The following is a 25,194-nucleotide window of genomic DNA, read 5'->3' as shown; positions in this document are numbered from 1 at the left end:
ATCACGTCGGCCCTGGAGTAGTGAAGCGTTCACGGGCACCGCGCACGCTCTTAGAAACGGCGATGTTGACGCCTGGCAAGAACGACGGCGCGCGACCAGAAACCCGGACGGTGATGGTGTTGGCGCCTGACACGGCGACCGCGGGTGCTTGTAGGACGGGCTCGTTGCGGGCGAAGGCGGTTGCGGCGGCCTGTCCTTGGGCGAACGTTCCTTGGCGGGCGCGTGCGACGCGAAGCCCTTCTTCAGCAGCCGACTGCGCCACGTCACGCGCCACCGAAACCATCACCGCCTGCGCAAACGCGAGGAAGAGCAGCCCCACGGCAGGGAAGGTGATGGCCGTCGCAACGGTCGTGGACCCCTTGTCCTCCCGCCTTCGCACTCGTCCAGGCGTGTTCATTGACCGACGGCGCCAGGAATCTTGTTTATCCAGCCGTGCACCTTGCTGGACACGGCCATGTAGACGATGAACGCCAGTCCGGCGAATCCGGCGACGATGATGATCGTCTCGACCACCCCGGAGCCCCGGTCGCCGCGGTCGCGCAAGTCTGCGGCGAGTCGTCGGCTGCGGTCGTGGAAAGCGAGCGCGACGCGGATCGCCACTGCGTTGAGCATGTTCATGGTCCCCCGATGTGTTGTGTGGAAGTCCGAGCGTTCAGCCAGACGCCAGGAGCTTGGAGAAGAATGGGAAGCCGACGAGGATCACGAAGCCGAGCATGAGCAGGCTGGTCGGCACCCACATGGCGGTGGTGCGGGAGTTGGCCTCGGCGCGCGCGGCAGCGGACGCCTCGTGCCGCATCGAAGTGATCTTGGCAACCAGGACGTCGTGCATCTTGGCGCCCTCGCTACCGGCTATCTCAGCCGTGTGAGCCAGATCGATCAGGTCCCGGACGCCGATCTCCTCACCGAGTTGGGCAAGAGCCCGCCAGGGCTGCTGCTGGGCGCGCCGGGCGCGCATCAGCGCCTCGTGTACGCGCCGGAACGGCCACCCCTCGGTGATCTTCGCCGGGTTCTCCAGCGCGGCGTTCAAGGCGGCACCCGCTTCGCGCTCCAGGACGACGAGCTGGAGATAGGACGTGAATGCGTACCTGAAGTCACGGCGGCGCTGACGAGCCTGAGACCGTACGTGCCAATCCGGGACCAGCCACAGGATCGCGGCCATGGCGAGCCCGGCAATGACCGGAAACGTCCACTCCGGTGAGCCTCCGGTCAAGGCCACCAGCCCGCTGAAGACGGGTGGCACGACAAGCCCGGTGATGAACAGGGCCAGCTTGTCCAGCATGAACCGCTCGACCCGACGGCCGAGCAATGCCAGATCAGTCCGAGGTATGGCGAGCAGTCCAGCCGGTCGCGCGACACGATCCGCCAGCCACCGTCCGACACTGTCGCGGGTGCTCAGATCGTCAACGGGCGGCAGGTGGTTCGGAACCGGTAGGACGCGAGCCAGTGCGGCATCCAGTCGAGGAGGGGCAGGCCGCAACTCACGGATGAGCAGGATGAGGCCGAGGGCGCCCAAGCACCCGGCAATAGCGGCGGCTCCGGTCACAGCCTGGCTCCCTGCTCAGCCGGCGCCCGACGGGTGGTGTTGAGGAAGCGGGCGCCGGTCGATAGAACGGCCAGCCGACGCATCCACCAGAGCCCGGCCCCATAGATCACCGCGACCACGGCCAGGACCGTCTGGCCCAACGCGGTGCCGTAGGGAGCGGCGAACGTCTGGGATGAAGCAAACAGCGCGCTCAGCACGACAACGGAAGTCACGATGACGATCAACGTCGTGCGCAATCCGGCACGCTCAGCCTCTACGTCTCGACGGACGATGACCTCGTGTTCGACTGCGTTTGCCAGCAGGCTCAACGCTTCCCGCGTCCCAGGCCCACGACGCCGGGCAGCCAGCACCAGTGCGCACGCGATCAGATCGGCGATTGGGTCATCCAGCTCGTCGGCGAACCCCTGAAGCGCCTGTTCGGTGTTGGCGTGATTGTTCAGCCGCTCCGCCAGGACGGTCACCGGTGCGCGGATCGCCTCGGGCGCGATCCGGGCACTGTCCGCCAAGGCTTGCTCCAAGCCGCGGCTGGCGCCCATCATCTCCGCCAACCGTCGGGACCACTGAGCCAGCGCCTCCAACCGCGCGATCCGGCGCTGCGGTCCCCGTCCCGACAGCATCGGCGGAACCGCGTACACCCCGGCGCCTACCGCAAGAGCGGCGACCGGCCACCCAGACATCAGGAACACCGCGAGCGCCACTGCGACACCGGCGAGCAACCGGTTACGGCGCCCTGGCCAGGCCGACGAGCGTAGGAGCGTCTGCAACCGCGATGGCGGACGCACCTGCCGTTCCGCAGGTTCGGAACCCCGCAGTCCAGCCACGGTTGCTAAGACGGCTCCGGCGGCGCACAGGCCGGCCAGGGCCGCAAGAAGGCTCATCACAACCAGCCCCCCGTGCCGGAACTGGGCTTCAGCAACTCGGGGTTGAGGCCGTGCGCTACGAGTTCGTCGAGGAGGGTGGCGCTGATGTGCCCATCCGCGGGGGTGGCTCGCCGATCAGCTCCTGGGCTGAAGACGAGGTTGCGGGTCGGTTCTACCGAGTCCGCTGGCGGCCCGATCTCCATCACCTGCGAGACGAATCGCGCATTGCTCGCCTGATCCCGCTCCAAGTAGACGACCAAGGGCTCAGCCAGACCGAACATCAGGTGCACATCATCGGCCCCGAGCCCGAGATCGGCACGACGGCCGAGTTGGACAACACGGCTGAACACGTGTTCCGGCCGGTGGACATGCAGCGTGCACATCGAGCCTCGCGCACCGGAGTACATCACTTCCAACATCGGCGCCAGCTCCCCGTGCCGCGCCTCACCCACGATCACCCGATCGGGATTCAAGCGCAGGCACGCCGGCACCAGGTCCTGCAATCGAACCTCGCCTGCGCCCTCAGCGTTGGCCTGCCGCCCCTCCAAGGCCACGACGTCCTGGTGGCGGTGCGCCAGACGCGGGTCGTCTAGGAACAGCTCGAAATCGCTCTCCAACGTGATGACCCGCTCCTCGGGCGGAATCTCGTTGGCCAACGCACGCACGAGCGTCGTCTTACCGGTGTTGACCTCCCCGCACACGATGACGTTTCGGCGTGCCCGAATCGCCGCTTTCAGGAATACCTCTAGCGGCTTGGTCAGGGTGCCGAGGTCGGTGAGCTGTCGCAAGGTGACATCGACAAGCCGGTGTACCCGGATCGCCAGATGCGGGCGCCTCGACACCCACCCCACCACGGCCAGCCGGACACCGTCAGAGAGCGCGACGTCCAGCAGCGGCGAGGCGTGGGAGAACTCCCGGCCGGTGTTCCCGCGGCGCGCCAGCAGTTGAACCCACTCGATGAGGTCCTCATCGGTTTCGGCGACTGACGGTCCTGGTCGCTTGGTGCCGTCGGTGTAGCTGACCCACGTCTGTCTGCAGCCGTTGACGACGATGTTCTCCACGTCGGAGCGTTCCAGATACGGCTGCAACGGGCCGAGCCCGAACCGGCGGTCGAAGACCAGTCGTGCGACCTTCCGCACTGCTTCGGCCGACATCACTTGGCCGGACGCCATCTGGTTATGCGCCCACGCCTGCACCTGGGCGTCGATCAACTGCCGTGCCCGTATCCGGTCGATGGCGTCGCTGAGGACGTCTACAAGCTGCGCGGAGACCTCGTGGACCGCCGCCCATACGTTCGCGTCGTCCGCCTCAGCCGGCAGTGCTGCGCCGGTGGACGTGGGAACGGCATGGTGAGCACCCTCCGGCCTGGCGAACGTCCATCCCGGCGCGCTCACTGGTCCACCCGAGCGGCAGCACCAACGCCCGAGAGAACCGTCCCGCCCTCGGTGCCCGTCGGCAGCGAGTCGGCGGTCATACGGATGCGCCGACCAAGACATTTGAACGACCGCAGAAGCAGCGAAGCCTTGAAGATCCTTCGGGGTCGAGCACCGTCCGAGAGGACCCGGGCGTCGGCGGGCGCGCACGGGAGCTCCGCCAACACCGGTTTCTGGAGAACGCGTTCGACCTCCGCCGCGCTGTATGGCCCCTCCGCGACCAGGCACAGCCCGACAGTCGTGTGATCGCCTACCAGACCCGTCAGAGCGTCGAGTCGTGGACCGGCAACATCGACCTGCGTCAACGTCGGCTTCAACACCATGACGACGGTCTTCGCAGCCCGCAGCAAGTCATCGGGGGTGTCTCGTCCACCGATGCGCCCGAGGTCCGCGATCACATCGCCCTGCCGCGAGGACAACGCTTCGGCCAGCCGGCCCCACAATGGCCCCAGTCGCACCCCATGTCGAGGATCACGGACTCCGTGCAACAACTTCACGGAATCCTCGCCGGGAATGGGGATCAGATAGTCCTCCACCGGAAGCTGAGATTGCGGCCCCGACTCGGCTGCCATTGCCAAGCCGAGCAGCCCGGTGCCGACCGGCTCGCGGACGCGGTCCGCCATGAAGCCCGGCAGAACGCGCCGCCCCATGGGGTCACACTCCGCCAACAGCACCTCGCTTGGCCAAGTCAGCGCCAGCCCCAAGGCGGCAGTGGTGACACCTGGCGATCCGCCCGGCGAGACCAAACAGTGCAGCGCCATGATCAGCCCCGCCTCTCCGTCACGACGAGAACGACCATCCCGGCGGCTGCCTGCCTCGCCACCGCACCGCTGTCCGAGTTGGGCACCATCAAGGACACCGTTGTCACGCCTTCGGCATCCGGCCCGTCCACTTCATCGACTACCGCGGCGACATCCCGTGGGACTGTGGTCTCCGCCCGGCCCTGCGGAGCACCGGTCACGGGCTCCTGGCCTTGATTGCCCAAGGTGAACACCACACAAACGCTCCAACCCGGAGCCAGCCCAGGTGGAATCGCAGCGGATTTCATCGGTACGGTCACCAGCGCCCGCCCCGCCGGAGGGCTCTGCTCCGTCGTCAGTTGCGACGCCGCCAGGAGCGATCCTTTCCGCAGTCCCACGGCAGCCCGCCGCCCGACAACCTGGGGCAGTTGACGGCTTGGAACCACTGTCACTCCCGCCTCCACCGCAACCTCGGCTTATTCGAGATCCGCCTGCGTGACCTTGTGTCCCACCGCGACGTCGCGTGCCACCTTGATAACTGACACCCGACCGCCCGAAGAACGAAACAGGTACACGTTGGTTGCCACGGCCAACACCAGCAGCATCACCGCCGCGGCGATCGTCCCTGGACGGCGCTGCCGCGCCAGCCGCTTGGACGGTGCAGGACCGGTGCCGCTCATCGCACTGGAGCCGGCAGGCCCCGACAGCACTTGGCCACTCGACTTCATACCGACCCTCATCCGTAAAGCGCCTGTCCCTCGGCTACCCGCAACCGGAAGGTCGTCGAGCGGCTCAAGGGTGGAAGCACACCGCCCGACCCATCAGAACCGCGCCAGGTGCCGCCCCACACGACGGTCACTCGCACCCGATACGCCCGGCCAGGCTCACGCCATGAAGACCGTGCGAAGGTGTAGGAGCAATCGGTGCGCTGTGATGCGGCCGGGCGGGACTTGTCGTAGGCCGTACCGGGCCCCGAGCATCGGACGACCGACTCTCCAGGACCCGGGGAAATGGTCATGTTCTGCGGCCGAGCGGTCACCTCAACCCACACGCTGCGAGCTGCGACACGACCGCTTAGCGGATGCCAGTTGGTCACCCAGAACCACTCCGGCAGCCCTACCAAGCCCTCCCTGCGGCGGGGCGGCGCCGTCTGCACCGCTGGCACCGGAATCGGCATGCGCGCCCACTTCGTCAACGCCAGTTCGGCCGGAGAGATCTTGTGCGCCTTACCCCCGCCCTCATTCTCCGGCGTGCAGACCTGCACGCTGTCGCTGAGCGTCCGACAATCATGCGGTCCCAGATCGTGAGACTCGCCCGCGAGGTTCTTGGGCGGGCGAGCCGTGAGCGCTGCTCCGTCACCAGGGTCGCCGTCATCTTGCGCACCGAAGTTGTAGCTATAGGCGTTCGCATCAGGCGGCAAGGGGTCCTGCGGAGGCGGTGCAGCCACGAAAGAGGGGAAGAGAAGACCAAGCTCGAGCACGTGCCTAACAGCGTCCAACGGTCAGCACCCTTCACCGATCGTGATGGACTTACTGACCCGCCACTTCCCATCAGCCCCCTTCACGAGCAGAGCCTTGGTATTTCCCTGCCGGACACCGCGATTAATCTTCTTTTGTGTAACTGAGTTTAGAAGACCCGAGCCATGAGAGTCCTGACAGTCGGACACCGTGGCGCCGTCCGCAGTGAGTTGAACGCCCTTCACATGGACGATGATGCGACCGTAAGTCGCGATGTGCTGGCTCTTCATCTTGTCGATGCGTTGCAGTACTCTCGATAGCTGCGGCTCGACCATGACGGCAGCGAGTTCACGCTTACGAGACTCGGCAGGCAAAGAGTCTGCACGATCCAGCATGGCAACGAACCTCGTATACGCCGATGCCGCAGCCTTCTCCTCCGCCGCAGTCGACGACGAGGGCAGGGGCGTGCTTGCGTCCGTCAACGAGGGCAGAGCAACAGCCTTCGACCCGCCACCACAGCTAGAAGTCAGCAACGCAGCGCCCACGACTCCGAGCCAGCAGAGTCGAATCCCAACGTATCGACCAATATCAGACAAAACCCACCTTCATATGCATGATCATTTGCGGCCTCGAACGCGACTCGCCCACAAGCCGCACAACAGCAACATCGAGCGATAGTAGAGCCAGACCGTTGGCGTTGGCCACACATCGCGAGACCAGAAAGGTAAATCTCTCCAAAATCACTGAGGCCGTCCGATCCCCAAAGCTCCCCATATTAAGTAATGGGTATCAGCTCATACTCGGGACTGACACACAGTGCGCCGTCTCATGAGGTGGTTACACGCGCAGACGTCCCCCTCAGTGAGTGGGCGCTGGGTAACGGAAGCAGCAATCCCAGCTGATCAACTTTCGCGCCAAGGTATCTCGTGACAGCGGACGAGGCCGAGAAGGTATCGCCGTTCAACCGGACCACAGCCGGACGCCGGGAGCCCCTGCAGAACCGGCACAACGTGGTCGGCGCCGACGCGGCGTGGTGCTCGGACACGCAGAGTTGCTTACGCACGCCAACGCAGCAGTGCGCCTCGTTGGCGAGCACGCTCCGGCTGGCGAAACCCGTACGACGGTTCCCCAGGAGTACCCCTCGCCTTATACCCTCCCTACATCAGTAAGTCTTGGGGCAGGGGAAAGCCATGAGCAAGCTGCACATCGAGTACATCCGCAATGCCATCGATGAGCGATACACCGGACTGCTAGACCTGTCCGACCTGCCGAAGTCAACGTCCGACCAGAGCCGTAGACAGGCATTCCTCAGTCGCGGGATCGCGGCACTCGCCGTGCAGAACGAGCACCAAGTCGGTCCGCGGGCTGCCGCCGCGTGCGTCTTCGACGGCGCTGACGATCGCGGTGTGGACGCGATATCGGTTGAGCTCAGCGCCCCGCAACCACGGATCTGTCTAGTGCAGGCCAAGTGGAGTGACGCCGGCAAGGGCGCGTTTGACGAGGAGGCGGTTCACAAGCTGTTCCGCGGCCTTGACCTAATCTTCGACCGAGCCTACTCGAAGTTCAACAGCCGTTTCCAGGCACTCGTACCGGATCTCCAACAGGCGTTCGACTTGGGTCTACCGAAGGTAACCATCGTTCTGGCGCTGATGCGGACTGCGCCCCTCGACTCCAGGGTGCGAGAGCTTCTTGAGGAGAAGATCGCCGCACAGAACCAGGTCGACGAGATCGTCGACTACGAGGTCCTCGATCTGCGCGACTTCCACCGGGCTATCCTCGGCGACGCGGCGATGCCGAAGATCGACGCCACAGTCAGGCTTGATGGGTTCGTACAGGAGTCGACCCCGTACAAGGCGCTTTACGGCACCATGGCTGTCCCCGACCTCGCTGACCTGTACGGCGAGCACCGGCGGGGGCTCTTCGCCCGCAACATCCGAGACTCTCTCGATTTGACCGATGTCAACGTCAAGATCCAGAACACGCTGCTGGAGCAGCCCGAGCACTTCTGGTACTTCAGCAATGGCATCACCATGCTCTGCGAGACGATCAAGCCGGTGGGGCGGGCCGTCCCCGGCAAAGTCGGTGACTTCAGGCTGAGCGGCATCAGCGTGGTCAACGGCGCGCAGACCGTAAGCGCACTGCACCGAGCCTTCGTCAAGGATCCCGACACTGCTCAGATCGGCCGGGTCACGGTGCGGTTGATCTCGTTGGAGGACTGCCCGGAAGGCTTCGGAGATCAGGTCACCACGACGACGAACACGCAGAACCCCATCGAGGATCGCGACTTCAAGTCCCTCGACCAAGGGCAGATCCAGCTTCGGGACGACTTCGCCCTGTTGCTGCACCGCAGCTATGTCATCAAGCGCGGTGAGCATGTCCCGGACCCGCAGCATGGCTGTTCCATGTCGGAAGCTGCTGAGGCTCTAGCTGCCGTCCACCCCAATGCTCAGCTCGCGGCGGTGGCCAAGCGAGACCAGAACCTCGCGGGGTTGTGGGAGGACGGCATCTATGAGCAAATCTTCGGGAAAACGCCGAACGTGTATCGGGTCTGGCGCTCGGTCGAGCTGCTCCGCACAGTCCGTACTGAGCTGCAGGCGCTCCGCGACGGACTGCTCTGGCGCGCCGACGCTGCCGCCTCACACGGCGATCTCCTCGTCACCCATATCGTCTTCCGACGTCTGAACACCACAGCCATCGAAAGCTCGGACTTCGACTGGGCGAGCGAGCTCGCCAGGGTTCCGCAGCTCGTGCGGGACACCTTCGCATGGGTACTGCGCGCGATCGACGACGAGTACGGCAAAACCAGCCACATCATCGCCGCAGTCCGAAACGCCGAGCGCATGCAGCGGGTGGTGCGCGCAGCCATGCGCGGCCTTGACTCTGACACCACCGCTCCCGTCCTCCAAGACGGCTACCAGGTCGCTGGAACCGAGCAACGCGGACGGCAAGTCAACGCCGTCATCACCCTTATCGAGGCCAGCCGCATCCCGGAGGGCACGGAGCTGGAGTTCCGCCCATTCTCGCGGCCGGAACGACGGGACATGACGGAGTGGCTCGCCTCGAACCCGGATCGCGCCCGTGCGACCTGGTCCAACGAGAACGGCACCAGAACCCCGCTGCGATGGGCTGTGGACGGAGAGTGGTATTCGCCCAGTGGTCTGGCCCGCAAGATGCGGGTCGCGGCGTCCGGGGTGAACACCTCGACGCAGGGAACAGTCCGCTGGTTCGTACCCGACCAGGGTTCGCTCGACGAGCTGGCGTACGAGGTACGGCAGAGCGAAGGGACCGACACCGACACCGGGCCAACGGGGCCATGACAGGGGGCAACTGGACGCAGCTCTGGCCCCCGAGACACGCTGATTGTCAGCGCCTGACGGTATGGTCATCGCGCTCGTGCGACCGGTCGAGGTCCCTTCTCCAGGAAGCTCCGCCGGTCGTTTCCTGGGCCGTAGGATCGCAGGTGACAGCCGCTTTGGAGGGCTTACAGAGCAGACGCAGTCCCGGGCGGCGGGCATCGTATGCACCACCGAGCACAGGGAAGAAGCACCACGCCGATGGAGGAACTGACCTTGGACCTGGACATCCCGCAGCAGCCCCGGGACGGTGCCGGCCGGACGGTGGCAGCGGAAGAGACCCAGCCCCAGGTCACGGCCCTGGAAGAGGGGCAGATCGTCGACTACATCACTGGTGAGGCGATCAAGGAGACCGAGAAGGAGAAGGTCCGCCAGCGCATCGCCCGTGCCCTCGTCCACGAGCACGGAATCGACCCCGCCGACATGGCGCGCGATTTTCGCGTCACCATCAGTGAAGAGGGCGCCAAGCGGAAGCGGACCAAACCAGCCGACATCGCAATCTTCGAGTCCGGCGCCCTGCACACCACGGCCAACCTACGCCGCGTGGTGATCTGCAAGCCGGAACCCAAGAGCAAGGGCAAGAACGTCGTCAAGCTCCGCGAGCCCGACGAGGCGCGGAAGGACCTTGAAGCCCTCCAGGAGTTGATGGGCAACGAGGACCGCCCGCTCTGCGCGGACGGCATGTGGACGAACGGAGTCGACTTCTTCTTCCTCAAGAAGGTGGTCAGCGATTTCGGCGCGGACTTCGAGGACCGCAGTGACTGGGCCATCGCCGATAGCACCCTCGGCAGCCGTACCGTAGCCTCGCACCAGCGACTGCGCCGAGCCGAGCCGGAACGCCTCAAGACCGCGTTCCGCCGCTGCCACAACTACATCCACGGCAACGAGGGCATGCCGAAGGACGCCGCTTTCTGGCAGTTCCTCTACCTGCTGTTCTCCAAGATGTACGACGAGCGGGTCAGCCGGGGCACCGGCCACGGACGATTCCGCACCGGTCTGAAGGAGATGTTCGAAGAGGGCGGCCGGGCGGCGATTAGCGCCCGCGTCCGGGAGCTCTTCGAGGATGTCAAACGCGAGTACAAAGACGTCTTCAAGCTTACCGACGAGATCACCCTCTCCGACCGAGCTCTCGCCTTCATCGTCAGCGAGATCGCTCCCTACGACCTCAGCGGCACCGACGTCGACGCAAAGGGCCTCGCCTACCAAGAGCTCGTCGGTACCAATCTGCGCGGCGACCGCGGTCAATACTTCACCCCGCGCGGGGCGGTCAACCTGATGGTCGAGATCCTCGACCCGCAGGAGGACGAGACTGTCCTCGACCCAACCTGCGGCACCGGCGGCTTCCTCCAGGCCACGCTCAAGCACCTACACGACACCTGGAAGAAGCAGGCGGGCACCTACGGCTTCCCGGACACGGACGAGGAACGGGAGCGCTACCGGGACCGGCTCAAGGAGTACGCGGAGAAGCACCTGATGGGTGCGGACTTCGACCCCTTCCTGGTTCGCGCCACCGCCATGGCGATCATGACGCTCGCGGAGACCACAGGGAACGTCTTCCATATGGACTCCCTCGGCTTCCCGCGCGGGCATCTCCCAGGTGTCGAGAAAGCAAAGACGAAGATCCCGCTCAAGAGCGTGGACGTCCTGCTGACCAACCCGCCGTTCGGGGCGGACATCCCTGTCAGTGATGAATCGGTCTTGGGCTCCTTCCGAGACGGCATCGCCAAGTCCTGGGGCCGTAACAAAGCGACCGGCGAGATCGAAGAGAGCCTGACCAGCAAGCCGGGCAGCATGGCTCCCGAGCAGCTTTTCATCCAGCGTGCCATCGAGTGGGTCAAGCCCGGCGGCCGGATCGGCATCGTTCTACCCAACGGCATCCTGTCGAACCCGGGCCCGACCGACGAGGCGATCCGTCGCTACATCCTGGAGCACTGCTGGGTCCTCGCGAGTGTCGAACTCCCGGTGGAGACGTTCATCGTCGATGCCAACGTCAACATCCTCACCACGCTCCTCTTCCTCAAGCGCAAGACGGACCAGGAGGTCCGCAATCACCGGCTCGGAACGGAGAAGGAGTACCCGGTCTTCATGGCGGTCGCCGAGAAGGTCGGCTTCGACCGGCGCGGGAACGACCTGTACAAGCGTGAGCCCGACGGGAAGATCGTGGTGGAGACCTCGGTGGAGCAGGAGCGTCTCCGCATCCGTGGCAAGGAGGTCGTGCGCCCGTTGCACCGTAGCAAGCCGGTCATCGACAACGACTTGCCAGTGATCGCGGAGAACTACCGGAAGTTCCGGGCCCAGTACCCGGTGCCCGGTTCCGACCCGCGCAAGAACACGGAGGCGGGCGCGTGAAGATCGCCAGCCTGTCGACCCCGGTGACGTCCGCCTGGTTCCGCGAGCAGGGACTGCGGCTCGACGCCTCGCCGTATGTCTCGGGCGCGCTGAAGGTGAAGAAGCTGCTGGAACAGCTTCCGGAGACGGTGCCGTTGTCGAGCCTTACGGCGGGGCACAACGGGGGGATTTTCAACGGTCCCATGTTCCGCCGGGTGTACCTCCCCGCCCCCGAGCACAGCGTGCCGTTCCTCGGGACGAAGGACATGATGGCCGCCGATCTGACGGGGCTGCCTCGGCTCCGCAAGACCGACGCCCGCTCGGCGGCGCTGTCGTACTTGAAGCTCGAACCGGGCATGACACTGATCTCGTGCTCGGGGTTCAACGCCGGCAGGCGGGCGTACGTCCGTCCGGACATGGACGGTATCTGGTCTTCGCAGGACACGCTTAAAGTCCAACCCGACCCGGGAGAGATCAAGTCGGGATACTTGTATGCCTTTCTACTCAGCCGGTTCGGCGAGGCGCTCGTGCGCGGGTCGGTATACGGCTCTGCCGTCAAGCACATCGAGCCGCACCACATCGCGGGACTTCCGGTGCCGCGATTCGGTGAGCAGGTAGAGTCGAAGATCCATAATCTGGTGGAGGAGAGCGCGCAGCTACGCGCTCGCCACCAGGCTGAACTCGTCGCCGCGACGAAAGACTTCTTCGATAGCAATGGGCTGTCCGAGCTGAACGAACTGCGCTGGCATCAACAGGACCGTGATCTCGGGTTCGAGGTGGAAAACCTCGACTCGTTCTCACTTCGGGCGCTCAACTTCTCGCCGCGCGCCCGGAGAGTCATCCGGACTCTGGAGTCGGTTCCGGGGCAAGGCCTCGGGCGCATCTGCACGAGTGACAGCCTACGTATCGGCGCACGATTCAAGAGAATTGACACCGATGAATCTCATGGCATGCGATTGATCGGACAGAGGCAGGCATTTTGGATCAGCCCTGAAGGGCGCTGGATCAGTGCTTCTGAAGCACCGGAAGATTCACGCCTTCAGGATGAGACGATCCTCATCGCAGGACGGGGAACCCTGGGGGAGAACGAAGTCTACGGGCGCTCCACGCTTGTCACAGGTTCCTGGTTGGAGCACGCCTACAGCCAAGACTTCGTACGGATCACGAGCGGCGACCACGCTATTCCTGGCGCCTACCTGTTTGCCTTCCTCCGATCTGATGCTGCCTTCAGAGTCTTGCGATCCATGAGTTACGGCGGAAAACAGCAAGGTTTCCATCCAGCACGCCTGCAGGCGCTCCACATTCCAGTCGCATCTCCCACGGATCGCGAGCGCATCGCCGCCACCGTCCGCTCCGCCTACCAATGCCGCGACCGCGCTGATGTCCTGGAGGACGAGGCGCTCGAACTGCTCACCGCTGCCGTCGAGGAGGCCACTGGCTGATGGGTGCCAGGATCGTTGCTGTCGGGGAGGCCACCAACGATGCCGAGAGGCGCGTGATCGCGCACCTGCGAGATCACGCGCCGGACGACTGGACGGTCCTGCACTCCGTCGAGATCCCGCATGAGAGCCGTCTGTTCGAAGTCGCCCTCGTGGTGGTCACTGGGCACGCTGTGTACGTCATCGACGTCAAGGGCGCCCACGGCCGCATCGAGGTCGATAGCAGCTACTGGTATCCGACGCGGCGTGCCCCGTTCCGCAGCCCGGTGCCAAAGCTGCAGAGCCACGCCACACAGCTCAAATCGATCCTGGAGACCGCGCACCTACCGCTGTCCCGGCTCTGGATCGATGCCCTGGTCGTCCTATCGGCCACGGACGCGGTCCTGCTGGACAACACTCCCGCACGGCGAGACGCGAAAGCGACGGTCACCTTGCCCGACCTGGTCGGGCGGCTGGCGGACTCCACCCACGTTCCCGTGTCATCTGGGCAGTTCGACACAGACATCTCCGCGCACCATGAAGCGATCGTGGACACGGTTCGGGGCACCTCGCGTGCCCCATCGGGACCGTTGAGGTTCGGCAGCTGGGAGGTCATCGAGCGGCTCAGCGAATCGCAGCATGCCGACGGCGCCGACGTCCTGGACGAGTATCGGGCGAAGAACGCCCTGGCCGTGCAGGGGTCGGGCACGGTCCGGCTTCAGGTCCGCCAAGCCGACCCTTACGCGCCGGAGGTCGAGCGTCTACGGCAGCAGAAACGGATCGGAATCGCCTATGAGGCGTTGGGTAAGCTACCCGCCCACCCCAACATCGTCGGGGTACGGGACTTCTTCGCCGACGAGGACCGGGGTGTGTACGTCACCGTCTTCGATGATGTCCCCGGGCATGCGCTGAAGTTGCACCTGACCGGGGCTGCCAACCCGCTCACTGCCGATACCAAGCTGCGCACCATCCGGCATGTCCTGCAGGGGCTCGCGCATGCCCACAGCCGACGGATCGCGCACCGTGAGCTGAACCCGTCGACGGTTCTGATCGCGCAGGACGGCCGGGCGATGCTGACCGGCTTCGAGTACGCCAAGACCGCACAGCAGCGTGGCCACACGGTGTTTCAGGAGGCGCGGCAGGTCGCCGACCCGGCGTATCTCGCTCCCGAGTGCCATGTCGATCCCGCCGCCATGGGGATGGCCTCAGACGTGTACGCGGTCGGTGTCATCGGCTACCAACTGCTCACCGGAGAGCTGCCATTCGGCTCGGTGACAGAGCAGGCGAAAGCCGCCGGCCAGCTTCCGACCGACGTGTTGGACAACGCCGGGGTCCGGGTGGAGATGGCGCACTGGTTGCGGACGCTGTGCGCGACGAATCCCGACACCCGACCGACCGCCCTGGAAGCGCTGCGCCGGCTGAACTTGGCGATAGGCGCACGCCGGGCCCCGGCGAAGCGGATCGGCTCCTCGGCCGCACTACCGGCACAGCCGCCCGCCGCCGATCAGCCTGGCGACACGGACGCACCCCGCGGGTCGGACTTCTTCAAAAACTTGCCTCCTGACTTCCAGCTTGGCACCAAATACCTGGTGCGCCACCGACTGGGTCGGCCCGGCGGATTCGGTGTCGCCTACCGGGTGTACGACACCATCAGGAGCCTCGACCGCGCGGTGAAACTGGTCCTCAGGGACCGTGACTCCGTTCTCGACCGGCTTAAACGCGAGGCCGACGTGCTACAGCGTCTGCAGAGCGCACCGCATCTCAACGTGGTGTCCATGGTGGACGCGGACCGGCTACCCGCCCCCGACCCGTACCCGTACCTGGTTTTCGAGTTCGTCGACGGCAAGGACGTGGCTGAGGTGAGCCGCGGTGGGCGGATGGGTGCGGCGGACGTACTACGACTTGCCGTTGATACCGCACGGGGGCTACGGCACATCCACGACCTCGGGGTGTGGCACTGCGACATCAAGCCGAGCAACCTGCTGTGGACCGACGACGGCGTCAAGTTGATCGACTTCGGGATCGCTAAGACCGCCGACTCCTCCGAGGGGCATACCTACACCAGCGCCCGCTACACCCCGCCCGATCTGGATCAGGTGCCGGCCAACGCCACCGGCTACGTCGACCGCGACCTTTTCGGGCTCGGTGTCACCCTTTACGAGGCGTTGACCGGCGGGGAGTACCCCTGGGACGCCAGGGCCCCATTGCCCGGGGTCGCGCCGATCGACCCGCGGGTCGCATACAGCGGCTTCGACGATCTCACCCCGGGTTTCGCCGAGATCCTGCTCCGGCTGGTCTCCCCGTACCGCGCCGAGCGGTTCACCACCGCCGAAGAACTCCTTCGGGCGCTCCAGACGTTGGAGTCGGATCGAAACGTCCCCACGCCCCCTCATGTGCCCGAGCCTTCGGAACGGCCGCTCGCCCCGCCGTCCGGCAACGGTCTCGACGAGACGACCCTGCCCGAGCCCAACACCAACCCGTTCGTCACCCATCTACAGACCCTGTACAGCCAGAGTCGGCGTAGCAACCGCGGCACGCGGGGCTTGGACCCGCACGCCATGTCGGTTTACGTCGAGACCGCCTTGGACCGCAAGCTCGTCCCCGCGCTGCGGCGGGGCGAACACGCTCTCGTCATCGTCACAGGGAACGCGGGCGACGGGAAGACCGCGTTCTTGGAACGCTTCGAGCGCCTCGCCCAGGACCAGGGCGCCGACTTCGGGCCCTCGCGGCCCAACGGCAACGACTTCACGTTGGACGGCCGGCGGTTTCGTACCAACCACGATGGCAGCCAGGACGAAGGTGAGGTGGGCGGGGACGACGTCTTGGAGGAGTTCTTCGCACCGTTCGCCGGAGCGGACGAGTCCGGCTGGCAGAGCAACGAGGGCGAGACGCGGCTGATCGCGATCAACGAGGGGCGTCTGATCGACTTTCTGAGCCACCGCCACGACCGTTACCCGCATCTCGCCAAGCTCGTCAACCTGGGCCTCGCCGGACGGGGCACGGGGCAGGCGGTCGCCGTCGTCAATCTGAACTCCCGCGACGTGGCGGCTCGGCAGACAGGTCCAGAGGGTGTTCCCCAGGATGGTGAGTCGCTGCTGGAGCGCATGATCGGACGGATGACGCATGAGCGGTTCTGGGAGGACTGCGCATCCTGCAACCTCGCCGCCAAATGCTACGCCCGGCACAACGCCCAGACCTTCCAGCACCCCGCCGCCGGTCCACAGGTGATGCGGAGGCTGCGCCGGATCTACGAACTCACCCAGCTGCGTGGCAGATTGCACATAACGCTGCGCGACCTGCGCTCGGCGCTCGCCTTCACTCTCACCTCAGGCCGCGACTGCGCGGAGATCCACCAGTTGTACGCGGCCGGCGATGCCCAGGCCATCCTGGACAGTTTCTACTTCTCTGCACACCTTGGAGCTCCCCCGGCTGCGGACGGCAGCCGGAGGGAGCATGATCGCTTGCTTTCCCTGCTGCGCGAGGCAGACGTCGCCACCATTCCACAGCCGCGCCTTGACCGCCGCCTTGATTACACCGGGCTGCTGGAAGACGGTGCCCTGGTGACTGTAGACGGTCGCGGGAACCGGGACCGCGTGCTGCTGGACCAGCAGTTCGCCGAGCTCAGTCAGTCGAACCACAACGGTCGGGGGCACGCGGACCAGGCAGCTGACCACCGTCGCTACCTTGACGCGGCGCGCCGTTTGCTCTACTTCGAGCTCCACGACGAGGAGCGGGCCCAGCGGATGCTGCCCTATCCCTCCGTGCTGCGCTTCATGGACCTGCTGGGCACTGATGCCTCGGTTGAGGACGCACGCGACATGGTGCTGCGCGCCCTCAACCGGGGGGAAGGGCTGACGGCTCCGGACCGCATCGGCGATGCTCTGGCCCTGAAGGTCCGTGAAGTGACGGGCGGTCTCATCCGCAGCTATCGTCGCTTCCCTGCCGAAGGCTTCCGTTTGACCCCCGTCGACCCGCCTGAGTCCGACTACATCGAATCCAGCCGGACGGCACTCCGCCTGACATACCGTGACCCCGCAAACAGGCAGGGCGGTACCGCCGAGTTGGATATCCGGCTCGACCTGTTCGAACTGCTGCAGCGATTCGGACAGGGGTACCGCCCCTCGGTGGCCGACGTCCAAGGGCAGCAGCTTGCCTTGGCCGTGTTCAAGAACCGGCTGGCTGCCGTCCCCTACCAAGAAGTGCTCCTCACCACCCACGGGCACGACCTGCGCCGCGTCCACCGCGCCGAGGACGGCGTCCTGTACATGGAGGACTTGGCGGCCGCCTCGGCAGCCGCAGCCCACGACCTGGACGACGATGGACACGCCGAGGGGGCAGAGGAGACAGTATGGCGCTGACGGGATCGCTCGGCACCTTTCATCACCCCGGTGTCAGCCGGGTCGACTACAAGCCTCTGGACATGGACCGCGTCCTCACAGCGCTGCTTGCCCGGCTCTGGCACTACGGCATGCCCAGCAAGATCAGCCGAACGGCGACGCTCGACGTCGATGTGTTCGTCAAGCTCTTTCTCGAACACCCCGAGGTGTTCGACGGCTTCGACCGGGAGACCACCACCCGCTGGACCGTCACCCACCTCATGGACATGGTCAACCGTGGCCGGGCTGACGAAGCAGTGGCCGCCCCCAGGCCGCTGCACGGCTTCACTTACCGGTTCCGCAACAGCCGCAGATCCCGTCCGTACGGGGCCGACGAGCAGCTGTACGAGATGCTCTGCGCGGACGAGGGAGCTCTGAAGGAACTGCGCGAGTTCTTCTTCTCGGACGTCGATCGGACCACCGGCACCATCACCCCCGGTCCGGACACCGACGTGGAGACACAGGCGCTGCTGCACCTGGTCGAGTTGGCGGGCCGGAAGATGCGGGACCAAGCGGACACGAGCAAGCCCCGCACCCCCTATCCGCCGCTGTGCGCCGAGCCCGCGCAGTTGCTCTGCCAGGACATCATGCGGCTCCTGTACCACCAGGACCATATGCCGCGCACCGTGCTCGTGGACTATCTCAAGACGTTGTTCGCCTTTCACCTGGCGCTGTACCACCTGCGGATGATGAAGCTGCTGCCCGCGGTCGTCGAGGCCGGTACGGTGCCAGCTTCCTGCCGTAAGGGCCACAGCTCGCAGGACGCGGCGGACCGCTGTCCGTACCGGGTACGGCTCTTCCTCGACACGGACGGCACCCCCGGCACCGCGTCCGCCGCCCTCGCCGAACACAGCGCGAACATCTGGTACCGGCGCATCCCAAGCTTCATCCAGGCGACCTACCAGGTGAAGAAGCTGGATGATTTCGCTGAGTCCTTGGCCAAAGCCGGGACCTTGAGCCGACCCGCCGGCCGGAACTACTTCACCCCGGAAGAAGCGCTGCGACTCCTGGACAGAAAGCGCCGCAAGGACCGCGACGCCTTCTTTCTACAGCGGGTCAACCGAGTGCGGGACGAAGAGGAGGACCTTCCGCCCGAGCTCAAGCAGATCATCCAACTCGGGCTCGACCCTTTTGACGAGTACACTGAGATGCTCTTGCACTACCGCGGCCGCTACTACCGGGGCCAATTCGTGAAGTGCCTCGACTCGATGCTTTTGAAACACCGTCCCGGCGCACTTCTGGCCCAGCCGCGCGGTGGCACAGCAGATGCCGCCCGCCGGTTCGTCCTGGACGGACGTCTCCTCGAAGTCCTCCTTCAGATTTCACTGCTGCGCGAGAGCGACGACGCCAGCGGCAATCTGGCCACCGCCCCGATGCGGGTCGACGCATTTCTCGGGCTGCTCCGCAGCCGATACGGGCTGTACATCGACCATCTCCCCGACGGCGACGGCTTCACCGGCGCCCAACTCGACGATCAGGCGGCGCTGCGCGCCAACTCCGCTGCCTTCCTCAACCGGCTGCGCGAGATCGGTTACTACCAGGACATGTCAGACGCCTACCTGACGCAGACCATAACCCCCCGGTATGCCATCGGTACCGCAGCACGTACGGGAGCCAGCACCCGATGACCAGCACCCCGACCGGCACGACCGGCCTGGTCGAGGCCACTGCCAAAGACCTGCGTGAAGCCCTCGAGGGCGTCCTTGTGCCCCATCTGGCCAGGCTCATCGGCAAGCGCGGCGCGGGGCATTGCATGCGTGTCACCGAGGTCGAACCCGAACTCGCCGCCGCCCTGGTGCGCCGGCTACGCGGTGCACTCGACCCTGAGACGACGGTCTGCCTGCTGTGCTCTGCCGATGACCTCTCCCCTGGGCGATCACTGCACGACGTGGGGGTCAGCAGCACCAAGCTGGTCGAGTTGCGCAACCGCAGTGAGGGTGAAGGCGTCCTGCCTGGCCCGCTTCTGGTCTTCGTGCCGCCCGGCATCCGGGTCAGCGCCGAGGACTCATTCGGGATCGCCACTTTCGAAGAAGTCCCCCTCGGAGACGCATACACCCGTCTCGTCGACCATCTCCTCGACCAGGTGCCGCAGCGGCTCCGTCCCGCCGTCGACGAATTGCTCGCCGCCGTCCGCGGTTCTGAAGGACGGCGAGTAGGCGACCGGGCCGTCGCCCAGTACCTCCTCACCTTGCAGGTCAACGCCTACCGGGACCAGGTAGCCGGAGCGGCGGTCTATCACTTCGGCCTCGTACCCGACTTCGACCTATTCGCTGACCCCGCCCTCGTACGGGAACGGGCCGACAAGAACCACGGTCTGGTCCAGAAACTCACCGACTCGCCGCGGTCCGAACGGCAGCGCGCGCTAGACCTCGGCCTGAGTGACAGTGCCTTCGCCGCCCGTCTCGCGGCCTTCGCCACCCGCTGTGGCCTGGAAGAGCCCACGGTCTGGACCCGCCGTATCGTTATCGAGCGGGAGAACTGGAGCCTGTCCTTCGGTAATTGGCGCATCGACGAGCGCCGCCGCGCCACTGTCTCCATCGACATCCGCGAACTCGGCCTGCCCTCAGCAGGTGACAACTCCCAGCACCTGAAGGATTACCCAGCTCTGGCCGCCATGGCAGGCCAGCCCTACCTTCTCAGCGGAGAGAAGGGGATCCGCGACGTTACCGCGCGCTTCGCCGTGCAGCCCGACCCTCGCACTGTGGAAGGACTGGAGAAGTTCCGTGTGGAGATCGTCTCCGAGGACGGCGGACCGATCGGCAGGGTCGCTCATGTCAGCAAGGGGAAGACGGCCAAGCCGGAGTATAAGAAGGCGCTGAGCCGCCTCAACAGAATCGACTGGGAGGAGGGGTGGCACTACATCCGCGTCGTCCCATTGAACGCAGAGGGCGATCCTCTCAACGTCGCCCCCGGCGCCCACGGCCTGCCCGGCGGCGAGAGCGAGCGTTTCTACGTCGTCCCTAATGCTGAGACCGAGGAACCGTCGGAGCGCAGTGCGGGGCGCTTCCCCGGCCTCACCCAGGCTCTACGCTCCCTCCAATTGGAGGCGCTCTCCGCGGGAGAGGACCCGGCCGGGGTTGCCAGCACCGACATCCGTTGGAAGGCGTCCGGCGTCCGGAGCCCGCACCGCACCCTCAGCGCGAAGATCCATGCTGCGGGCAACGGCGAGATCCGACTGTCCCCGCTGCTCGTCCAGGCTCAACAGCACCTCCTCGCACATCCAGACGACACCAGCCTGCGCCGGTTGCTCCTGCACCCCGACGGCACCGCCCAGATGCCCGATAGCGACGAGGCGGACCTCGGACGCTCCCTCAGCGGCCGAGCAGCCGAGACGTACGACGCGTTCGTCGCCGCCCGGCGGACATATTTCGCCGCAGTCACAGGGGGGACGTCCGACTCCACCGAATCTGCCGAGTTCCTGGTCAGCGAGGCGGTCGATTTTGAGCGGGTGCGGGATGAACTCGCCGCGTATGCCGAGGCGTACGCCGAGCTCATTGACGCAACTGCGCTCCAGCTTGAGAGAGCCACGGACACCACCCGAGGCAGCGCTCTGGAGTCACTCGCCCGGGTCCAGCAGATCGACTGCGTGGCGGCGACGCTCACGGATGGCATGGGCCGGCACGACACCGTGCTGCTCGTCGCCCCCACCCACCCCCTAAGGGCCCTTTGGCTGGCTACGTGGTCAGCGCTCAGCCTGGACTGGATGTCCCACCTCACCATCGGGGACAAGAAGGCGGTTCTGTCTGTACGGGACTCGCTGCTGGCTTCGCTGGGACCCCTCGGCTTCCCGTTCGCCGTCCCACGCCAGGACGGACGGCTGATGGCCGCGGCCGACAATCTCACCCCATACTGGGGGGCCTACCTGCCGAGCGAGACCACAGACCCACGTGGAGTGATCGGGCGACTCGCCACCGCCCTTCACCTGCCTCCTGAGAGTGCCCACGCCACTAGCAACGCCAGCGGCGCCCTATCGGGAGTCGCTCTGGCCGACCGCATCGAGCGCTACATTCGCCTGCACCCATATGTCCACACCCTCGTCATGAACGTCGTCAACGCGGGCCGGGCCGAACTTGTTGCCGATGCCCTGCTCGAACTGCAGCGCCGCACCACGACCCGCGAGCTTACCTACGACATTCGCCTGTGCGTCACCGATCCCGAGGCGCCCGAGACCGGCGCCGCCCTGATGGAACTGCAGAGCGCGCAGAGCCAGATTCCCTCCGCCGAGGCCGAAGCCTTCCTGCACACCACTGGCCCGGCCCGCACTGCCAAGCTCGTCCATTCCGTACGCTCGGTGGAGGAGTTCACCCGCCAACCGGCGGAGTTCGACGCCCACCTCACCGTCCTCATCGACGCCTTCGGCGGCGAACAGCATGCCTCCATGCCGCGCCAGACCATTGCCCACTCGCCCGTCCACGGCCTGGTACAGGCGACCGCCTCCGCCTACGAGGACAGCGGTCAGCAGATCGTCTGGCGCACCGTCCCTCGCTACGGTACGGCCATCGCCATAGAAGACGGCGAAGACCTCACCACACTCATGGGTCGACTCCCCGCCTTGCTCGCCACCGCCGCGGCCTGCGTGGCCACCGCCGGGCAGGCGCTGCGCAGCGTTCCGTGCACCGTCCTGTCCCTCGACACGGACGCCCGTGATCTCCTCTACCAGGCACACCAGTCCGGCGACTGGGTCGTCACCATTGACCGCACATTGGGGCTGGAGTACTTCGACAACGCCGGTCAGCACGGCAGGCCTGAGTACGTCATCGACTATGCGCCCTCCCAGACCAGCGGACTCGGCCACCAGATCATGGTCAGCTCCAACTCGGTCGACGAGCTGCGCGCTCTCCTCAGACCAACGGCTGAGCAGCACGGCCTCAATGTTGCGGAACGTCATCTCAACACGTTCTTCGACCAACTCCGGCTGCTGTCGGGCAACCTGGCGTTCAAACTCGCCTCCACCGCCCCCAATCAGCGGACCGAAGTCCTCGGTCTGTCCCTCGCCCGCCTCTACCTGGACTACCAGGACGTCCTACACAACCAGATTGTCGTCCCCCTCGACGCCCACCCGGAGCTGTACACAGAGGCCCGCCGCCAAGCCCGCGAACTCGGCGACGCCCTCTCCTTCCAGCGCAGCGACCTTGCGCTGTTCCAACTCGACGCACGGCAGCGGACCATCACATGCCGCCTCGTCGAGGTGAAGTGCTACACCGCGCTCGACGACGTCAGCGCCTACCAGCGACTCAAGACCAAGGTCACCCAGCAGTTGGAGCGCAGCCAGACGGTACTCGCCGAGTCCTTCGACTCGAACCTCAACACCCCCGACCGTGTCGACCGCCCCGTCAAGAATCTCGCCCTCGCCTCCATGCTCCGCTTCTACCTGGAGCGCGCGGCTCGCCACGGCACCCTGAGCCGGACCACCCGCACGGCGACCCATCAGCTGCTCGACAGCCTCGATGACGGCTATCAGCTCCGCTTCACCCGGAGCGGCCTGATCTTCGACCTCGCCCGCACCGGCACCGACTATGAAACCGACGGCGAGGTGGAGTTCCATCGCATCGGCCGAGACCTCATCAGCGAACTGGTCGAGGCGATCCCGACCGCGCGACCGGGTACCCCGGCTCTAGAGGACGATGCCGAGCCGGCGGTGGATGACGTCAACGCTCCTTCAGCGGACGGTGCCGCGACAGCTCCGACACTGGCCCTGCTCCCGCTGTCGGTCCCGCGTCTAGCCGAAGCGGCATTCCGCGCAGAAGACGCTCTGGTGGCGGACCCAGAGCAGTTGACAACGGAAGAGGAACCGGCGTCGCACTCACAACCGACTTCAGCCCAGTTGCAGCCTGCATCCGGTAAACCCGGCAGCGAGGACGGGGAGCCTGACCCGCCCACTCCACCAACTCCCGCGGACCCGGCTCCGCCCGACACGTCATCCCTCGAGGCCGCCTCCCCTGATCCGCAGAACATCCACGACGCCCCGAGCGTGGACACCCCCAGCCCCGGGTCGAACATCCCTGGCACAAGACATTCAGATATCTACCTTGGTGTCACAGGTCCCTCATCTCAGCATGGCGTCCTGGGAGACGTCGCAGGCCGTACCGTCTCCCTCGACCTCAACGAGACCCACACCATCAGCCTTTTCGGCGTCCAGGGCGGCGGCAAGAGCTACACCCTGGGCAGCATCATCGAAGCGGCCTCGCTCCCGGCCCCGCCCGTCAACGTCCTGCCCCACCCGCTGGCCACGGTGGTCTTCCACTACAGCAAGGCCCAGGACTACGCGCCGGAGTTCACCTCGATGGTGTATCCCAACGACGACACCGTCCAGCTCGCCACCCTCAAGGAACGCTACGGCGCCGAGCCGCGAGCCCTGACCGACGTTCTCCTCCTCACACCGGAGGCCCAGGTCGACGAACGCCGCGCGCAGTACCCCGGTATCGAAGTGCACCCTCTTGCGTTCTCCTCCGCCGAACTCAAGGCTGAGCACTGGAAGTTCCTGCTCGGTGCCGTCGGAAACCGGTCCACGTACATCAAGCAGATCGCCAAGGCCATCCGCAAACATCGCAACAACCTGACCCTCGGCACGATCCGCCAGGAACTGGCTGACTCCCGCATGCCGGAGCACATCAAGGACCTCGCTGAAGACCGCCTCGACCTGGCCGCCGAGTACATCGACGACAACGTCCGGCTCACCAGCCTGATCCGCCCTGGCCGCCTTGTCATCGTCGACCTGCGCGACGACCTCATCGAAAAAGACGACGCCCTCGGCCTGTTCGTCGTCCTCATGCAGCTCTTCGCCGACGCACGCGACGGTGACCGCCGTTTCAACAAGCTGGTCGTCTTCGATGAAGCCCATAAGTACATCGACAGCCCCGACCTCGTGGCTGGGCTTGTCGAGTCTGTCCGCGAAATGCGCCATAAGGGCATGAGCATCCTGGTCGCGAGCCAAGACCCGCCGTCCGTCCCGGTACAACTGATCGAGCTCTCCAACCACGTCATCCTGCATAAGTTCACCTCGCCGGCCTGGCTGAAGCACCTACAGAAGGCGAATGCCGCCCTGTCTGGCCTCACAGCCGAAAAACTAGCGCACCTCCGCCCGGGCGAGGCCTACATTTGGTCTGGCAAGGCCACTGATTCTGCCTTCACCTACAGCGCCGTGCGCATTCGGTGTCGTCCCCGGATAACGCAACACGGCGGGGGCACGAAAAAGGCATCCGGCTCATAGACATACGACATACTCACTCCCAGCGCAGAGGAAATCCTCACGAGCGCCGAGGCGAACCTGGCCGAGCATTGGCAAAAAAACGTGCCGTCGATCAGCCAGATCCAGAGTGACCCGGTGGACACCACCCCCGAGGTGACATGGGAAATGGTTGTGATACCACAGCGACACGGCTCGACCACACAGCTCTCTCTGCGACAGCCAGGAACGGCAGCACGTCTATCAACGAGATGGCGTGTGGGTTTACAGCTCAGTCCCCCAGCAACACGACCTCCCATTGACGTCCACGCCGGGGTCACCGGTCCGTTTGAGACAAGGCGGGTAGGTAAACCGTCTACGAGCGGGTGCGTGTCACCACCGACGCGAACCCGCCGTGATCACCCGATCGGGAAGCGGGACGGGATCGTCAGTTGGCAGCGGTGGGCGGCGGGGTTGTGCGGGCAGCCATGCGCGTGGTCCCCTGTACCTGATTCGAACCG

14 protein-coding genes are annotated in these 25,194 nt (G+C 65.6%); 6 read left to right on the top strand and 8 right to left on the bottom strand.

Annotated elements, in window-relative coordinates; translation table 11 throughout:
- Window position 1: 1 nt before the first annotated feature.
- The 8 genes from ACQEU6_RS31910 to ACQEU6_RS31875 form a co-directional block, all read right to left on the bottom strand.
- Window positions 2–319 (bottom strand): hypothetical protein, encoded by a 318-nt coding sequence (locus ACQEU6_RS31910; RefSeq protein WP_499336765.1) that lies wholly within the window; start codon window positions 317–319, stop codon window positions 2–4.
- Window positions 320–393: 74 nt separating this feature from the next.
- Window positions 394–618 (bottom strand): hypothetical protein, encoded by a 225-nt coding sequence (locus ACQEU6_RS31905; RefSeq protein WP_499336763.1) that lies wholly within the window; start codon window positions 616–618, stop codon window positions 394–396.
- A gap of 34 nt (window positions 619–652) precedes the next feature.
- Window positions 653–1,543, bottom strand: a complete 891-nt coding sequence (locus ACQEU6_RS31900) for a type II secretion system F family protein (protein WP_499336761.1) — start codon at window positions 1,541–1,543, stop codon at window positions 653–655.
- Window positions 1,540–2,241 (bottom strand): type II secretion system F family protein, encoded by a 702-nt coding sequence (locus ACQEU6_RS31895; protein ID WP_499336759.1) that lies wholly within the window; start codon window positions 2,239–2,241, stop codon window positions 1,540–1,542. Before ACQEU6_RS31895 ends, ACQEU6_RS31900 begins: the two co-directional genes overlap by 4 nt.
- Before the next feature lie 179 nt (window positions 2,242–2,420).
- Window positions 2,421–3,797, bottom strand: coding sequence for a TadA family conjugal transfer-associated ATPase (locus ACQEU6_RS31890; protein WP_499336757.1), 1,377 nt, complete (start codon window positions 3,795–3,797; stop codon window positions 2,421–2,423).
- Window positions 3,794–4,597, bottom strand: coding sequence for a hypothetical protein (locus tag ACQEU6_RS31885; protein ID WP_499336756.1), 804 nt, complete (start codon window positions 4,595–4,597; stop codon window positions 3,794–3,796). The genes ACQEU6_RS31890 and ACQEU6_RS31885 overlap by 4 nt, the downstream gene beginning before the upstream one ends.
- Before the next feature lie 455 nt (window positions 4,598–5,052).
- Window positions 5,053–5,304 (bottom strand): hypothetical protein, encoded by a 252-nt coding sequence (locus ACQEU6_RS31880; RefSeq protein ID WP_499336754.1) that lies wholly within the window; start codon window positions 5,302–5,304, stop codon window positions 5,053–5,055.
- 773 nt (window positions 5,305–6,077) lie between these two features.
- Window positions 6,078–6,428 (bottom strand): hypothetical protein, encoded by a 351-nt coding sequence (locus tag ACQEU6_RS31875; protein ID WP_499336752.1) that lies wholly within the window; start codon window positions 6,426–6,428, stop codon window positions 6,078–6,080.
- Window positions 6,429–7,223: 795 nt separating this feature from the next.
- Here ACQEU6_RS31875 and ACQEU6_RS31870 point away from each other — a divergent pair.
- The 6 genes from ACQEU6_RS31870 to mads8 all read left to right on the top strand — a co-directional run bounded on the left by ACQEU6_RS31870 (window position 7,224) and on the right by mads8 (window position 24,718).
- On the top strand, window positions 7,224–9,350 hold the full coding sequence (locus tag ACQEU6_RS31870) for an AIPR family protein (protein ID WP_499336750.1): 2,127 nt from the start codon (window positions 7,224–7,226) through the stop codon (window positions 9,348–9,350).
- Window positions 9,351–9,587: 237 nt separating this feature from the next.
- A complete protein-coding gene (gene mads2 / locus ACQEU6_RS31865) occupies window positions 9,588–11,735 on the top strand; it encodes a methylation-associated defense system DNA methyltransferase MAD2 (RefSeq protein WP_499336748.1) in 2,148 nt (715 codons plus the stop codon).
- On the top strand, window positions 11,732–13,156 hold the full coding sequence (mads5, locus tag ACQEU6_RS31860) for a methylation-associated defense system restriction endonuclease subunit S MAD5 (RefSeq protein ID WP_499336746.1): 1,425 nt from the start codon (window positions 11,732–11,734) through the stop codon (window positions 13,154–13,156). The genes mads2 and mads5 overlap by 4 nt, the downstream gene beginning before the upstream one ends.
- Window positions 13,156–17,490, top strand: coding sequence for a methylation-associated defense system protein kinase MAD6 (mads6, locus tag ACQEU6_RS31855; RefSeq protein ID WP_499336744.1), 4,335 nt, complete (start codon window positions 13,156–13,158; stop codon window positions 17,488–17,490). Before mads5 ends, mads6 begins: the two co-directional genes overlap by 1 nt.
- Window positions 17,481–19,136, top strand: a complete 1,656-nt coding sequence (gene mads7, locus ACQEU6_RS31850) for a methylation-associated defense system protein MAD7 (protein WP_499336743.1) — start codon at window positions 17,481–17,483, stop codon at window positions 19,134–19,136. Before mads6 ends, mads7 begins: the two co-directional genes overlap by 10 nt.
- Window positions 19,133–24,718 (top strand): methylation-associated defense system ATP-binding protein MAD8, encoded by a 5,586-nt coding sequence (mads8, locus tag ACQEU6_RS31845; protein WP_499336741.1) that lies wholly within the window; start codon window positions 19,133–19,135, stop codon window positions 24,716–24,718. The genes mads7 and mads8 overlap by 4 nt, the downstream gene beginning before the upstream one ends.
- The last annotated feature ends 476 nt before the right edge of the window (window positions 24,719–25,194 follow it).

Origin of the sequence: Spirillospora sp. CA-108201 (assembly GCF_050936235.1) — a bacterium.
In the GTDB taxonomy this organism is placed as follows: Bacteria; Actinomycetota; Actinomycetes; order Streptosporangiales; family Streptosporangiaceae; genus Spirillospora.
Note: the sequence above shows the minus strand (reverse complement) of the source record. Positions and strands in the feature narration are given on the sequence as shown.